The sequence below is a fragment of the Actinoplanes sp. ATCC 53533 genome (assembly GCF_003947245.1).
In genome coordinates, this window is sequence record NZ_QHHV01000109.1 from 24,775 (window position 1) to 39,997 (window position 15,223).

The window sequence follows — 15,223 nt, forward strand, 5'->3', positions numbered from 1 at the left end:
GAGACGATGACGGGTGGGAGGTGAGCCGTCATGCGTCGATACGCCAAGCCGCTCGTCATCGCGGACGATCTCACGCTGCTACGCGGCCAGACCACCGGCACTGTCACGTTGCCGCGTCACCTCGACTGGTCTGGTTCGGCGAACTACGACCTCGGCAGCCCCGGCCGGATCGTCGATTTGTACCGCACAGTCCTGATCGAGGCCACCAAGCCGACTGATCTTCACGCGTTTCTTGATCAGGCGATCCTCACCCGGCTTTGGCCCTCGCTCTGGCTGCCATCCGACCTACGCCGGGCGTGGGAGGATCGTTTCCCGGGGCTCAGGCGGACTGATTCCGAGGCGACTGCCGCGTAGGGTTCCCGGCATGGATCCGCGCCACCAGCAGCTCGCTGAGATCGCTCTTCAGGCCGCAGGTAGTGACTACGGACTTGCACTCGCTGGCGGCTACGCCGTTCGCCTGCACGGTATGGGCAACCGCCCGAGCGGCGATGTGGATCTATTCACCGACTGGCAGCGCCGCGCGGACTTCCCCGCCGTTGCCGACCTCGTCATCAAGGCCTTGACCGATAACGGTTTTGTGGTCGACGTCGATACTCGCGCCGAGACCTTCACCCGGCTGCTCGTCACTCGGAACGACGAGCCCGATTCGGAGCCACAGAAGATGGAATTGGCCGCCGACTGGCGGGCCCACCCGCCGGTCAGCTTAAGCATCGGGCCTGTGCTGCATCCGGACGACGCGGTCAGCAACAAGATGGCAGCGCTTATGGCCGCGCACTAGCGCGAGACTTTCTCGACATCGACGCCGTGCTCGACAGCGGACGCTACTCGATGGCTCGGCTCCTCAAGCTTGCGGAAACCGCGGATTCCGGATTCGACCGTGCGATGTTCGCCGACGTACTGGGAGTACTGGACCAGATCAGCGACGCTGCTTTCGCGCCGTACGGCGTCACCGCCTCAGCCATTCAGCGCCTCCGCCAGCGCTTCGCCGCATGGCAGATCGAGTTGCGGCAGAGGATAGGCATACGACGCCGTCCGTTGAAACCGGGCTCGGACGATGCAACGAGATTTGCGCCTGCCGTCCTTCCTACGGGTGGAAAAGATCGACAGCCACCGAGGTCATCTCACACACTGAACAAGAAGACAATTCAGGAGGTAGCCCTCGGGAGGTACACCATGCCCAGGTTTCACAACGAGGAGGAGCGCGCCGCCTGGACGCTCGCCGAATCGCTGGCCGAGACGGCGCGGGCGATGTTGAAGCAGGCCGAGACCGCGCTCGAGTCCTGGCGTACCGGTAAGGAGCTCAACCGCGTCCGCTGCGCGCGCCGCGGGATCAGCGCCTCCGATGCCGAGATCCGCTGGTCGGAGACCGCCAGTGCGAAGAACGCGCTCACCGACAACAGCTTCCACGTGTCGCTCGCGACGATGTATTTCGGCGCCGCCGCGGCGCACTACTCCCGCGCCCAGTATCTGCACAGCAACCACGATGATGCCCGGGTATGAGACGAAAAGCGCCACCCCGACCGGGGCGGCGGTCGGAGCGGCGCTCTCGTAGGCCTGAAGGGCCCGGCGCTCGCACGGGGGACGAGCGCCGAGCCCACCAGGGGCCTGCGTCGAGTGTGCGGCGGATTTCTGGGAATCGGCTGTGCTTCGGCGCCAAATGAGCTGGGAGTCAGGTGTCGTTCGGTGCCGGCTTCGGCGGGTCGGCCGGCGCGCTGGCCGCGGGGCCTGGCGCCGCGGCCTCGTCCTGCGCGGCACCCGGACCGGCCAGCGCCAGCCCGAGCACCGCGCCCGCGCCGATCAGTCCTAGGCCAGCCAGGGAGACTTTGCGTCGTTCGGGCTCGTTCACGACACCTCCAAGTTCAAGACCGGCCCACCATGCTGCACCCACCGACTGAAAGTTAGCTGTGCGGCCCTCCCAGCGGGCATATTGAACACATGGAGACGGCGACCGAGACCGAACGCAAGTACAACGTCCCGTCCGGTTTCGCGCTGCCGTCCTTCGACGGTGCCGCCGGGGTGCGAGAGCTCGGCGACGCCGAGACCCACGAGCTGGACGCGACCTACTTCGACACCGACGATCTGCGGCTGGCCCGCAACAAGCGCACGCTGCGGCGGCGCACCGGCGGCGAGGACGCGGGCTGGCACCTCAAGACGCCGGCCGGCGCGTCGAGCCGCACCGAGCACCGGATGCCGCTGACCGACGGCGACGACGTGCCCGCCGAGCTGGTCGCGGAGGTGCGGACCATCGTGCGGACCAGGCCGCTGCTTCCGGTGGCCCGGCTGCGCACGCACCGGGTGGAGACGCCGCTCCGCGACGGCGACGGCCGCACCCTCGCGCTCGTCGCGCAGGACCGGGTCGGCGCCGAAACCGACGCCGGTGAGCAGCATTGGGAGGAGCTCGAGGTCGAGCTGGTCGACGGCGGGCCCGACGTGCTCGACGCCGTCGAGGGCCTGCTGCGGGCCGCCGGCGCGACGCCCGCCGCCGGGCCGTCGAAGCTGGCCCGGGCCCTCGGCGACCGGCTCGCGGCGGCGCCGCGCCGGCGCCGGAAGATCAACCCCGTGCTCCGGTACGCCCGGGAGCAGCGCGAGACCGTCGAGGAGCAGGACCCGGGGGTACGCGCCGGCGACGCCGAGTCCGTACACAAGATGCGGGTCGCGACCCGGCGCCTGCGTAGCAGCCTGAAGACGTTCAAGGCCTCGTTCGAGCCGCAGCGGTCCGCCGCGCTCAGCGACGAGCTCAAGTGGCTGGCGACCTGCCTCGGCGACGTCCGGGACGGCCAGGTCCTCTCGCAGAAGCTGCTCGCCGGCACGAACGACTTCCCGGAGGTGACCGCGGGGATCCGCGCCCACCTCGACGCCCAGGTCGAGCGGGGCCGCGCGGCGCTGACCGAGGCCCTGGACAGCGACCGCTACCTGGCGCTGCTCGACGCGATGGACGCGTTGGTCGACGACCCGGAGCCGGACGACGCGGGCGCGCTGAGCCGGGCCCGCAAGGCGCTGCGCAAGGCCGACCGGCTGCTCGACGAGGCCATGGCCGGCGGCGCGGACGCCGAGCTGCACGAGGCCCGCAAGTCCTACAAGCGGGCCCGGTATGCGGTGGAGATCTTCGCACCGAGCGCCGGCAAACCGGGCAAGCGCCTGGTGAAGCGGCTGACAGCGCTGCAGGACGTGCTGGGCGCGCATCAGGACTCGGTGGTCGCCCAGGAGGTGCTGCGCGAGGTGTCCCGGGCCGCGCCGGACGCGTTCGGCTACGGCGTGCTGTGGGCGCGCCAGGAGCGGGTCGGCGAGCAGACCCGGGCCGAGCTGCCGCCGGTCATCGCGGCGTCCCGCAGCACCAGCCTGCGCAGCTGGCTTGGCTGAGCATTAACCCCCCGTCAACCTGCCAGATAACTTCCACCGGGTGCGGCGTCGGCCCGGGTGGGTATGAACGCAGTCATGCAGGCGGAACAGGACCACGAGCAGCAGGGCGGCAGCCCCGACGGGCGCCAGTTCGACGACGAGCTGACCACGGAGCCGTACCACGGGCCGATCAGCGAACTGGGCGGCTACCGGGTCGCGGACGACGATGACGACGATCCGGTGCTGCTCAACGCCGACGGCAGCCCGGTGGACACCTGGCGCGAGGACTACCCGTACGGCTCCCGGCTGGCCCGGGCCGATTACGACCATGACAAGCGCCTGCTGCAGATCGAGCTGCTCAAGCTGCAGAACTGGTGCAAGCGGACCGGCGAGCGGATGGTGATCCTCTTCGAGGGCCGCGACGCCGCCGGCAAGGGCGGCACGATCAAGCGCTTCATGGAGCACCTGAACCCGCGCGGCGCCTCCGTGGTGGCGCTGGAGAAGCCGAACGAGCGCGAGAGCACCCAGTGGTACTTCCAGCGCTACATCAAGCATCTGCCGGCGGCCGGGGAGATCGTGCTCTTCGACCGGTCCTGGTACAACCGGGCCGGTGTCGAGCGGGTCATGGGCTTCTGCACCCGCGCGGAATACCTGGAGTTCATGCGCCAGGCCCCGGACCTGGAGCGGATGCTGGTCCGCGCCGGGATCAACCTGGTCAAGTTCTGGTTCTCGGTGTCGCAGGGCGAGCAGCGCACCCGCTTCGCGATCCGGCAGGTCGACCCGGTACGCCAGTGGAAGCTGTCGAAAATGGATCTTGAGTCGCTGGACAAGTGGGGCGAGTACACCGAGGCCAAGGAGGCGATGTTCTTCTACACGGATACCGCCGACGCCCCCTGGACCGTGGTCAAGAGCAACGACAAGAAGCGGGCCCGGCTGGAGGCGATCCGGTACGTGCTGAATCGCTTCGACTACGACGACAAGGACGCGGACATCGTCGGCACCCCCGACCCGCAGGTCGTCGGCCCCGCCGCGCTCGCCGTCGAGGGCACCGAGTTGTCCCCGCAGGTATTCCCGCGCCTCTAGTGACCTTAAAAGCGTTGTCGCCGGGGCCGCGAAATGGTTAACGTGGCCGTACACGTGAAGGGAGGTGGTCCGAAGTTGCATAGCATCGGGACTCGTGAGGTGGCTGTCCGCTAGCCGCTGTCCTTGACAGCTCTGTAGGAAACGTCGAGACCGTGTGGCAGCGGTGCGGCGAATATCAGACAGCCACCCGGCCCCCGGGGATCCGGCCCAGTCCGACCGGACCGCGCTACGGTGCGGAAGTCCCCGGGGGTCGCTTCATGTCCGGACCCGTCTCGGAGGAAGGTCCGAAGGTGACCATGCGCCAGCTGACCGTCCTCGGCACCGCGAGCCAGGTGCCGACCCGGCACCGAAACCAAAACGGCTACCTGCTGCGCTGGGACGACGAGGTCATGCTCTTCGACCCGGGCGAGGGCACCCAGCGCCAGATGCTGCAGGCCGGGCTCGCCGTGTCCCCGCTGCGCCGGATCTGCATCACCCACTTCCACGGCGACCACTCGCTCGGCCTGCCCGGCATCATCCAGCGCATCTCGCTCGACAAGGTCCCGCACCCGGTCTTCGTGCACTACCCGGCCGGTGGCCGGGAATACCTCGACCGGCTCTGGCACGCCACGAGCTTCTACGACGTCGCCGACATCCGGCCGGTGGCCGTCGGCGACGGCTTCTCCGTGCAGACCGCGGCCGGCACGCTCACCGCGCTGCCGCTGCACCACTCGATCGAGACCTACGGCTACCGGCTGGCCGAGCCCGACGGCCACCGGATGGTGCCGTCGCTGCTGGCCGCGCACGGCATCGCCGGCCCGGCGATCGGCGAGCTGCAACGCACCGGCCGCTCCGGCCGGGTGACCCTCGACCAGGTCAGCGCGCCCCGGCCCGGTCAGCGGTTCGCCTTCGTGATGGACACCGGCCTGTGCGACAACGTCTTCCATCTCGCCGAGGGCGCCGACCTGCTGGTCATCGAGTCGACCTTCCTGGCCGAAGATGCCGCGATGGCCGCACAGGTCGGCCACCTGACCGCGGGCCAGGCCGCGTCGGTGGCCCGGCAGTCGGGGGTACGCACGCTGGTGCTCACCCACTTCTCCCAGCGGTACGCGGACAGCACCCGGTTCCTGGCGGAGGCCCGCGCCGAGTTCGACGGCGAGATCGTGCTCGCCGAGGATCTGCTGCGGGTGCCGGTGCCGCCCCGGCTAGGTTCGTCCGATGAGCGTGCATCTGCGTCCCGTCGCTGACGACGACCTCCGGGCGATCGGCGCCCTGCACTTCCACTCCCGGGCGGCCGCGTATGCGGACATCCTCTCCCCCGACGCGCTGGCCCACGGCTCGCCGGAGGTGCTGGGCGAGTGGTGGGCGGAGCGGTGGAAGTGGGAACGCGACACGCACCGGCTGACGGTCGCGGTCGACGGCGACACCCTGGCGGGCTTCACCTACCTCGGACCGAGCGAGCAGGACGGCGTCGCCGAGCTGTACGCGATCCACGCCGGCCCGGCGTACGTGGGCACCGGCGTCGGGCGGGCGCTGATGCTCGACGCCCTGCCCGCGCTGGCCGGGCTCGGCGACCGGGCCGTGCTCTGGGTGCTCGCGGCGAACCAGCGAGCCCGGCGCTTCTACGAACGCGGCGGCTGGGCCCCGGAGGAGGCCACCCGCACCGAGGCGATCGGCGGGGAACCGGTCGCCCAGGTGCGGTACGGACGTGCGGTGGAGGGTGGACGGGAGCGCGTGACCGAGTGAATGCGGGGGAACCTGTGGTCACGCACTCCCGTCTACCACGCCCGCCCGAACCGCCTTGGCGCCTGGCCGGAGGCGCCGACCGGCGGAGGCGTGCCGGTCGAGACGGAACTGGCGGGTCCGGGTGCGGGACGCCCACGTGCTGGCGGGGCACGAGGGTGTCACCGCGGTTCGACGTCGTCCAGGCCGATGCAGGTCGGTTCTTGCCGGGGGACGGTCAAGGTCCCTGCCGACGTCGAAGATCTGTCGAGCGTCTTCAGTCGAAATAGCCCCGGTTCAGCTCGTCGTGCTTCGGCGTCTCCCGGCGGATCGTGTTGTCGTCCAGCCCGGTGCGGACGCCCGGCATCGCCCGCACGCTGTTCAGGTCGTGCCGCAGAGTCCAGGCCTCCCGCCACGGCCGACGGGACGCGAGCTCGGCCCGCTCACCCAGCCGGCGCGGCGCGCAGGGCCAACGCCAGCCGCACCACACGCAGTTGCCGTCGTGACCGGCTTCGGCGTGCCGTCCGAGCATCTGCTGGGCGTCCTGCCAGAGCAGGCGGTCCACGATGTCGGCCGGCACGGCCTCGTCGACGATGACCATCACCACCCCCTCCAACCCGGCTCGTTCAGCTCTTTCGCTACTCATACAACCCCGGGCACCCGCCACCCGGTCGGACTTTCTGTGCGACCTCCGGCGACTATCCGTAACTGCACTTCCAACCCATTTCGCCGTGGGCGGACGCGTCATCGGCATGGATGTCCGGCGGCCGGCGTTGTGGACTGCATGGATACCGAACACACGGGTGTCGAGAAGGGCACGCTTGATGCCTACAGCCGTGTCGTGACGGGCGTCGCCACCAGCCTGCTGCCGTCCGTCGCGGCGCTGGCGGTCCGCACCCCGCGCGGAGCCGGCGCCGGCTCCGCGGTCACCTTCACCGACGACGGATTCCTGCTCACCAACGCCCATGTGGTCGCCGGCGCGAGCGGCGGCACCGCCGCCTTCGCCGACGGCACCGAAACCAAGTTCGATGTGGTCGGCGCGGACGCGCTCTCCGACCTGGCCGTCGTCCGCGTGCACCACCCGGGCGCACCGGCGGCCCCGCTCGGCGACGCCGACAGCCTGCGGATCGGCCAGCTCGTCGTCGCGGTCGGCAACCCGATGGGCCTGGCCGGCTCCGTCACCGCCGGCGTGGTGTCCGGGCTGGGCCGCTCGCTGCCCGCCCGCGACGGCCGCCGGGTCCGCATCATCGACAACGTCATCCAGACCGACGCGGCGCTCAACCCGGGCAACTCCGGCGGCGCGCTGGCCGACTCGACCGGCACGGTGGTCGGCGTCAACACGGCGGTCGCGGGCTACGGCCTCGGCCTGGCCGTACCGATCAACAAGACCACCCGCCAGATCATCGGCGAGCTGGTCGGCACCGGCCGCGTCCGCCGGGCGTGGCTGGGAGTCGCGGGCGTACCGGTGCCGCTGCCGCCGCCGATCGCGGAACGCCTGGGCCAGAAGCTGGGGCTGCGGGTGGTCGAGGTCGTGCCGGGCAGCCCGGCCGGCACGGCGGGCATCTACCTGGGCGACATCCTGATCACCGCTGGCGGCGAGCCGGTGCAGACGGTCCAGGCCCTGCAGCGCCTGATGCTGGGGCCGGCCATCGGCACGCACCTGCCGATCACGGTGCTCCGCAAGAACGCCTTCGTGGACGTGGTCACGGTCCCCGCCGAGCTCTCCTGAAGAGGAGCCGCCCGCATGGCCGTCACTCGGCCATGCGGGCGGCTTTGATCTTGACTAGGAGAGATGCGTCAAGAGGTCCTGGCGGGTCAGCACGCCCGCCGGCTTGCCGTCGATCAGGACCATCGCCGCGTCCGCGTTCTCCAGCAGCGACACCGCCTCGCTCACCGGCTGGCCGCCGCCGATCATCGGCAGCGGGTCGGCCATGTGCCGCTCGATCGTGTCGTGCAGGTGGGCCGCGCCGGTGAACAGCGCGTCCAGCAGCGCCTTCTCCGAGATCGAGCCGGCCACCTCGCCGGTCACGACCGGCGGTTCGGCCTTCAGGACCGGAAGCTGGCTGATGCCGTATTCGCGCATGTAGTCGATCGCGTCGCGGACCGTCTCGGTCGGGTGGACGTGCACCAGCGGGGGCATCTCGCCCCTCTTGGCCCCCAGCGCCGCCGCCACCGAGGCCTCGTCGCCACCCGTGGTCAGGAAGCCGTAGCGGGCCATCCAGGTGTCGTTGAAGATCTTGGACAGATAGCCGCGCCCGCCGTCCGGGAGCAGGACCACGATCACGTCGTCCGGCCCGGCCTTGCGGGCGACCGCCAGGGCCGCGACCACCGCCATGCCGCAGCTGCCGCCGACCAGCAGGCCCTCCTCGCGGGCGAGCCGCCGGGTCATCGCGAACGAGTCCGAGTCGGACACCTCGATGACCTCGTCGCAGATGCCGCGGTCATAGGTCTCCGGCCAGAAGTCCTCGCCGACGCCCTCGACCAGGTACGGCCGCCCGGTGCCGCCCGAATACACCGAGCCCTCGGGGTCGGCGCCGACGATCCGGACCTCGCCCTGCTCCTTGAGATATCGGCCGACGCCGGTGATCGTGCCGCCGGTGCCGACGCCCGCCACGAAGTGGGTGATCCGGCCCTCGGTCTGCTTCCACAGCTCGGGGCCCGTCTCCTCGTAGTGCGAGCGCGGGTTGGCCGGGTTGCTGTACTGGTCGGGCTTCCACGCGCCGGGGATCTCGCGGGCCAGCCGGTCCGAGACGTTGTAGTACGAGCGTGGATCCTCGGGCGCCACGGCGGTCGGGCAGACCACCACCTCGGCCCCGTACGCCCGCAGCACGTCCTGCTTGTCCACGCTGACCTTGTCCGGGCAGACGAAGACGCACCGATAGCCCCGGAGCTGGGCCACCAGGGCCAGGCCGACGCCGGTGTTTCCGCTGGTCGGCTCGACAATCGTGCCGCCGGGGCGGAGCAGGCCGGCCCGCTCGGCGTCCTCGATCATGCGCAGGGCGATGCGGTCCTTCACGGAGCCGCCGGGGTTGAAGTATTCGACCTTGGCAAGGACGGTTGCCGCTATGCCTTCGGTGACGCTGCGCAGCCGGACCAGGGGGGTGTCCCCAATGATGTCGACGACATTGTCGTAGTACCGCACGTCGCTGTGCCCTTCTCCGGTGCTGACCTGTAAAACGCCAGCCTACGGCTCAGGTCACCACCGAACCCGGCAGGACCGCGTCGCGGGCCTTCTCCCACTCCAGGAAGCGCTCGGTCTCGCTCAGCACGGAGCCCGCCAGCCAAGCGATCATGACGGCGTCATCGGCCAGCCCGAAGACAAACAGGAACGCCTCGGGGACGACGTCGACGGGCGAGACCACGTACGCGGTCGCGGCCGCCATCATCGCCACCCGCATGCCGCCGTCGTAGTGGCCTTTTACGCTAGCCTTGATCATCCGGGGCAGCGCGGCGATCCGCTTACCGATCGACGGGCCGCCACGGGCCCCGCTCATCAGCGCTTTCGCCAGCGCCGTGAACGCGGCGGTCCGGCGCAACGTTCTGGCCATGTCGTCCCCTTTCGCTACACCCAGCATGACGGTCACGCGCTAGTTGTGCCCGCTCGGCGCGGGGTTCAGACAGTCTTCGCACAGGCGAAGTAGCCTCGAAGGCCCCACCATCGCCGTCAGCCGAGTTCCCGACCTTCGGCTGACGGGCAGGTTCCCTCCAAGCGAGAGCGAGGGAGAGCGTGCGACCGAGAGCGAGGGAGAGCGTGCGACAGGTGCGCAGTTTGACAGCGGCGGAATGGCAACGGCTCCGGCTCGCGGGCCAGATCGCGGGCGGCGTCACCGGCGCCGCGGCGGGCCTGACCGTCCTCTCGGCAGGTGTGCTGCTCCGCCAGGCAGCCGACGCCCGCCGGATCATCCCGATGGCCGAGGCGCCCCCGCCTCGCGGCGACGGGGTATATGGTCCCAAGTTCCCCGGCAAGCCGCTGAGCATGGTCATCCTCGGTGACTCCTCCGCGGCCGGGTATGGCGTGCACCGCCCCCGGGAGACCCCCGGCGCGCTGCTGGCCACCGGCGTCTCGCGGCGCCTGCGCCGGCCCGTGCGCCTGCACCGGCTCGCCGTGGTCGGCTCGATGTCGTCCGGCCTGCCCTACCAGGTGGACGCCGCCCTGGAATACGAGCCCGAGGTGGCCGTCATCCTGGTCGGCGGCAACGACGTCACCCACGTCTCCGGCCGGGCCACCGCCGTGCGGCACCTGGCCGACTCCGTGCGCCGGCTGCGCTCGATCGGCTGCAAAGTGGTCGTCGGCACCTGCCCGGACATCGGCGCGATCCAGCCGATCAAGCCGCCGCTGCGCTGGCTGGCCCGCAGGTGGAGCCGGCAGCTCGCCGCCGCGCAGACCGTCGCCGTGGTCGAGGCCGGCGGCCGGTCGGTGTCCATCGGCGACCTGCTCGGCCCGGCCTTCGAGGCCGACCCGGTGCGGATGTTCAGTTCGGACCGCTTCCACCCGTCGGTCGAGGGTTACGCCCGCGCGGCGGCGGTCATGATGCCCACCCTGATGGCGATGCTGGGCGAGGACGACCGGGCGCCGGCCACCGGCGCCGACGGCGTGCGCAGCCTGCCGGAGGCGGCGCACGAGGCGGCCCGGGCGGCGGGCACCGAGGTCAGCGCGGTCAAGGTCGACGGCCGCGAGCGCGGGCCGGCCGGCCGCTGGGCGCAGCTGCGCCGGCATCCGTGGTTCGGCGAGCCGCGCCTGTGGTTCGGCCACCGCGCCGCCTCGTTCGGCGGGAGTCCCGTTCCCAGCGTGTCCGGCCGGTCGGCCGCCGGCGCCGTAGGCTGGACTCCGGCGGATCATCAAGCGGCCGCCGACTGACGGGGTTGCACTGCGGCAGGGAGGCGACATGACGGGCTTGGCGGGACGGATCGGCAGAGCGACGGCCACCACGTTGTTCGCCGGGGCTGTCGGCGGCTTCGCACTGCTGGCGGGCGAGGCGATCGCGGCCCGCACCCGGCGGTACGCCAAGCCCACAATGGGCCTGGCCCTGCGCACCTCGATGGGCCCGTCCGGGGCCCCCACGCTGCGGCTCGTGCTGCTCGGCGACTCGGCGGCGATCGGCGTCGGCGTGGAGTGGCTCTCCGAGACCGTCGGTGGCCAGCTCGCCCGGCTGCTCGCCGAGGGCACCCCGGAGGCCGGCCTGCGGCACGTCCTGCTCTCCAGCGTGGGCGTGGCGGGCTCCCGCTCGACCGACCTGGCGACCCAGGTGGCCCGGGCCCTGCTCGGCGACCGCCCGGACGTGGCCGTGGTGCTGATCGGCGCGCAGGACGCGACCGGCCTGCGCAGTGCCGAGGAGTCCGCGGCGCACCTCGGCGACGCCGTCCGGCGGCTGCGCGGGGCGGGCGTCCAGGTCGTCGTCGGCACCTGCCCGGACCTCGGCGCCGTGCGCTCGATCGCGCCGCCGTTGCGGCAGCTCACCGGCTGGATGGGCCGCCGGGTCGCGCGGGCCCAGGCGGCCGCGGTGACCGGCGCCGGCGGCGTCGTGGTCGATCTCGCCGACGAGACGGGCGCGGTGTTCCGGGCGGACGCCGGCACGCTCTGTTACGACGGCTTCCACCCGTCCGCGGACGGTTACCGAGTGTGGGCGCACGCGCTCTATCCGGCAGTGCTGGACGCGGCTCAGGCCGCCGGACGCCGCACGATCCAGGAATAAAGTCGGACAATTTGGTGTGACGAAATGATGCTTCCGCGTTAAGTTACCGGCGAGTTAACGTTGGCTCATGCCGGAAGCTGTCATCGTCGCCACTGCCCGCTCGCCCATCGGCCGCGCCGTCAAGGGCTCGCTGAAGGATCTGCGCCCCGACGACCTCACCGCGACCATCATCGACGCCGCGCTGAGCAAGATCCCCCAGCTGGACCGCACCCTGATCGAGGACCTCTATCTGGGCTGCGGCCTGCCCGGTGGCGAGCAGGGCTTCAACATGGCCCGCGTGGTGGCCACCCTGCTGGGCCTGGACGGCCTGCCGGGCGCGACCGTGACCCGATATTGCTCCTCGTCGCTGCAAACGACCCGGATGGCGTTTCACGCGATCAAGGCCGGCGAGGGCGACATCTTCCTCTCGGCGGGGGTCGAGACGGTGTCCCGCTTCGCCCGGGGCAGCTCGGACGGGCTGCCGCCCGAGGCCCAGGCCCTGGTCGGCGGCGGCTGGGAAAACCCGAAGTTCGCCGAGGCCCGGGTACGCACCACCGAGACCGTGAAGAGCGGCGGCGTCTGGCACGACCCGCGCGAGGACGGCAACCTGCCCGACATCTACCTGGGCATGGGCTACACCGCGGAAAACCTGGCCCAGGCGTACGACGTGAGCCGCCAGGACATGGACGAGTTCGGCGTCCGCAGCCAGAACCTGGCCGAGAAGGCGATCGCGAACGGCTTCTGGCAGCGCGAGATCACCCCGGTGACCACCCCCGACGGCAAGGTGATCGCGACCGACGACGGCCCCCGCCCCGGCGTGACCATGGAGGCCGTCACGGGCCTCAAGCCGGTCTTCCGCCCCGACGGCCGCATCACCGCCGGCAACTGCTGCCCCCTGAACGACGGCGCGGCCGCGGTGGTCATCATGAGCGACACCAAGGCCCGCGAGCTGGGCATCACCCCGCTGGCCCGGATCGTGTCGACGGGCGTCACGGCCCTCTCCCCGGAAATCATGGGACTGGGCCCGGTCGAGGCGTCCCGGCAGGCGCTCAAGCGCGCCGGCATGACCATCGACGATGTCGACCTGGTCGAGATCAACGAGGCCTTCGCGGCGCAGGTCATCCCGTCGTACCGCGAACTCGGCATTCCGCTGGAGAAGCTCAACGTCAACGGCGGGGCGATCGCGGTCGGCCACCCCTTCGGCATGACGGGCGCCCGGATCACCGGCACCCTGCTGAACTCCCTGGACTGGCACGACAAGAGCATCGGCCTGGAGACCATGTGCGTCGGCGGTGGCCAGGGCATGGCGATGGTGCTGGAGCGGCTCAGCTAGCACGCAACGTCCGAGTTTCCGCCGGGTCCGGCTGCCATAGGGTGGTCGGGCTCGGCGGTTCACATTTCACTCCCGTACAAATGCATCCCGCGCATGACGCGGCTTCCGGAACCGTCGACCCCTAGGTCGTCGGCATAGTTCGTTTCCAACTCAGGCCGGCGGATTGTCCTGCACGATAGGGACAAATGCCACCGATCTGTCAGGAGTGAACGTCATGCCGGCAACACGGAGTAGCGGGAAGCGAGGTGTCCTGCGCTCGTTGTTGGCGGCCGGGACGACAGCCTTGCTTGCGGTAGGGCTGGCCGCAGCGCCATCGAGTCCGGCGTGGGCTGCCGCTGCCATTTCGGGGGTCTCGCCCGAAAACGGTCCCCTGAGTGGGACGGGCACTCTGACCATCACCGGCACAGACCTCGAGGACACGACTTCGGTCACCGTCGGCGGCCTCGCCTGCTTCCCAGTCACGATCAACAGCTCCACCGAAGTCACCTGCACCCTGCCGCCCGGCGACGCCGGAGCCCAGGACGTCGTCATCGACACCACCGCGCACGGCACCGATACCCTGGTCGGCGCCTACACCTACGTCGCCGCACCCAATGTCGTGTCGATCACCCCGGTCGCCGGTCCGGTCGCCGGCACGAACACTGTCAGCGTCCACGGCACCAACCTCGCCGGTGCCAGCGCCGTCACCATCGGCGGTGGTGACTGCCCGATCGTCACCAACTCCGCGATCCTGATCACCTGCACCGCCGGGATCGGTTCGGTCGGCGCGCAGAACGTCACGGTCACCACACCGGGCGGCAGCGAAACCGAAACCGGCCTCTACACCTACGCCGATGTGCCCTCCATCAGCTCCCTGAACGCCACCAGCGGCCCCGCTATCGGCACCGGGACCCTGATCGTGACCGGTTCCAACCTCACCGACGCCACCGGCATCACGATCGGCGGGAACGCCTGCACCGGGCTGACCGACGTCAGCGCCACCAGCGCCACCTGCACCATCCCCGCCGGCACCGCCGGCGACCAGAACGTGATCATCACCACCCCGGGCGGCCCGAGCAGCCCCTACACCTACACCTACATCGCCACACCGACCATCAGCACCGTCGATCCGGTCGCCGGACCCCTGGACGGCACCAACACGCTGACCATCACCGGCACCCACCTCGACGACACCAACCTCGGCTCGATCACCATCGACGAGAACGCCTGCACCCAGATCACCGTCAACAGCCCCACCGAAGTCACCTGCACCGCGCCTTCCGGCACCGTCGGCGCCAAGAACATCGTGCTGACCAACCCCGGCGGCACCGTCACCAAAACCAGCGCCTACACCTACACGGCCGCGCCTGATGTCGTGTCGATCACCCCGGTCGCCGGTCCGGCCGCCGGTGGCAACGACGTCAGTGTCAACGGCACCGTGCTGATCGGTGCGACCGCTGTCACCATCGGCGGGGTCGACTGCCCGATCGTCAGCAACAGCGGCACCGTGATCGTGTGCACCGCCGGCATCGGCTCGGTCGGCGCGCAGAACGTCACCGTCACCACACCGGGCGGCAGCGAAACCGAAACCGGCCTCTACACCTACGCCGATGTGCCCTCCATCAGCTCCCTGAACGCCACCAGCGGCCCCGCTATCGGCACCGGGACCCTGATCGTGACCGGTTCCAACCTCACCGACGCCACCGGCATCACGATCGGCGGGAACGCCTGCACCGGGCTGACCGACGTCAGCGCCACCAGCGCCACCTGCACCATCCCCGCCGGCACCGCCGGCGACCAGAACGTGATCATCACCACCCCGGGCGGCCCGAGCAGCCCCTACACCTACACCTACATCGCCACACCGACCATCAGCACCGTCGATCCGGTCGCCGGACCCCTGGACGGCACCAACACGCTGACCATCACCGGCACCCACCTCGACGACACCAACCTCGGCTCGATCACCATCGACGAGAACGCCTGCACCCAGATCACCGTCAACAGCCCCACCGAAGTCACCTGCACCGCGCCTTCCGGCACCGTCGGCGCCAAGAACATCGTGCTGACCAACCCCGGCGGCACCGTCACCAAAACCAGCGCCTACACCTACACG

14 protein-coding genes and 1 pseudogene are annotated in these 15,223 nt (G+C 70.6%); 11 read left to right on the top strand and 4 right to left on the bottom strand.

Going from position 1 to position 15,223, the window contains the following annotated elements; all coding sequences use genetic code 11:
• The first annotated feature begins 30 nt into the window (after nt 1-30).
• A complete protein-coding gene (locus DMB66_RS32250) occupies nt 31-354 on the top strand; it encodes a hypothetical protein (RefSeq protein WP_125807899.1) in 324 nt (107 codons plus the stop codon).
• Between the two features lie 10 nt (nt 355-364).
• Nucleotides 365-1,005, top strand: a pseudogene (locus DMB66_RS66090) (nucleotidyl transferase AbiEii/AbiGii toxin family protein); the annotation flags it as partial.
• Between the two features lie 664 nt (nt 1,006-1,669).
• Here DMB66_RS66090 and DMB66_RS62840 read toward each other — a convergent pair.
• Nucleotides 1,670-1,846, bottom strand: coding sequence for a hypothetical protein (locus DMB66_RS62840; protein WP_199752740.1), 177 nt, complete (start codon nt 1,844-1,846; stop codon nt 1,670-1,672).
• An 89-nt stretch (nt 1,847-1,935) separates the two neighbouring features.
• On the opposite strand from DMB66_RS62840, the gene DMB66_RS32265 reads away from it, so the two are divergent.
• From DMB66_RS32265 to DMB66_RS32280, 4 genes are all read left to right on the top strand, one after another.
• Nucleotides 1,936-3,360, top strand: coding sequence for a CYTH and CHAD domain-containing protein (locus DMB66_RS32265; RefSeq protein ID WP_125807900.1), 1,425 nt, complete (start codon nt 1,936-1,938; stop codon nt 3,358-3,360).
• 75 nt (nt 3,361-3,435) lie between these two features.
• On the top strand, nt 3,436-4,422 hold the full coding sequence (gene ppk2, locus DMB66_RS32270) for a polyphosphate kinase 2 (RefSeq protein WP_125807901.1): 987 nt from the start codon (nt 3,436-3,438) through the stop codon (nt 4,420-4,422).
• 296 nt (nt 4,423-4,718) lie between these two features.
• The gene (locus DMB66_RS32275; protein WP_199752743.1) at nt 4,719-5,648 is read left to right on the top strand and encodes a ribonuclease Z; all 930 of its coding nucleotides are present in this window, start codon (nt 4,719-4,721) and stop codon (nt 5,646-5,648) included.
• Nucleotides 5,620-6,147 carry a GNAT family N-acetyltransferase gene (locus DMB66_RS32280; protein WP_125807903.1) on the top strand — a complete coding sequence of 176 codons (528 nt, stop codon included), beginning with the start codon at nt 5,620-5,622 and terminating at the stop codon, nt 6,145-6,147. Before DMB66_RS32275 ends, DMB66_RS32280 begins: the two co-directional genes overlap by 29 nt.
• A gap of 253 nt (nt 6,148-6,400) precedes the next feature.
• Here DMB66_RS32280 and DMB66_RS32285 read toward each other — a convergent pair whose 3' ends face one another.
• Nucleotides 6,401-6,730, bottom strand: a complete 330-nt coding sequence (locus tag DMB66_RS32285) for a hypothetical protein (protein ID WP_233624993.1) — start codon at nt 6,728-6,730, stop codon at nt 6,401-6,403.
• Between the two features lie 177 nt (nt 6,731-6,907).
• Here DMB66_RS32285 and DMB66_RS32290 point away from each other — a divergent pair, with 177 nt between their 5' ends.
• Nucleotides 6,908-7,852, top strand: coding sequence for a S1C family serine protease (locus DMB66_RS32290; RefSeq protein ID WP_125807904.1), 945 nt, complete (start codon nt 6,908-6,910; stop codon nt 7,850-7,852).
• A gap of 54 nt (nt 7,853-7,906) precedes the next feature.
• Here the strand turns inward: DMB66_RS32290 and DMB66_RS32295 are convergent, their stop codons facing one another.
• Together DMB66_RS32295 and DMB66_RS32300 are read right to left on the bottom strand one after the other, a co-directional pair.
• Nucleotides 7,907-9,265, bottom strand: a complete 1,359-nt coding sequence (locus tag DMB66_RS32295) for a cystathionine beta-synthase (RefSeq protein ID WP_125807905.1) — start codon at nt 9,263-9,265, stop codon at nt 7,907-7,909.
• A gap of 49 nt (nt 9,266-9,314) precedes the next feature.
• On the bottom strand, nt 9,315-9,671 hold the full coding sequence (locus tag DMB66_RS32300) for a YkvA family protein (protein ID WP_125807910.1): 357 nt from the start codon (nt 9,669-9,671) through the stop codon (nt 9,315-9,317).
• A gap of 212 nt (nt 9,672-9,883) precedes the next feature.
• On the opposite strand from DMB66_RS32300, the gene DMB66_RS32305 reads away from it, so the two are divergent.
• The 4 genes from DMB66_RS32305 to DMB66_RS32320 form a co-directional block, all read left to right on the top strand.
• Nucleotides 9,884-10,981 (top strand): SGNH/GDSL hydrolase family protein, encoded by a 1,098-nt coding sequence (locus DMB66_RS32305; protein WP_370319611.1) that lies wholly within the window; start codon nt 9,884-9,886, stop codon nt 10,979-10,981.
• Between the two features lie 28 nt (nt 10,982-11,009).
• The gene (locus DMB66_RS32310) at nt 11,010-11,816 is read left to right on the top strand and encodes an SGNH/GDSL hydrolase family protein (RefSeq protein ID WP_125807906.1); all 807 of its coding nucleotides are present in this window, start codon (nt 11,010-11,012) and stop codon (nt 11,814-11,816) included.
• Between the two features lie 67 nt (nt 11,817-11,883).
• The gene (locus tag DMB66_RS32315; protein WP_125807907.1) at nt 11,884-13,128 is read left to right on the top strand and encodes an acetyl-CoA C-acetyltransferase; all 1,245 of its coding nucleotides are present in this window, start codon (nt 11,884-11,886) and stop codon (nt 13,126-13,128) included.
• A 283-nt stretch (nt 13,129-13,411) separates the two neighbouring features.
• On the top strand, nt 13,412-15,223 hold a 1,812-nt coding region (locus DMB66_RS32320), incomplete at its 3' end, for an IPT/TIG domain-containing protein (RefSeq protein ID WP_199752742.1).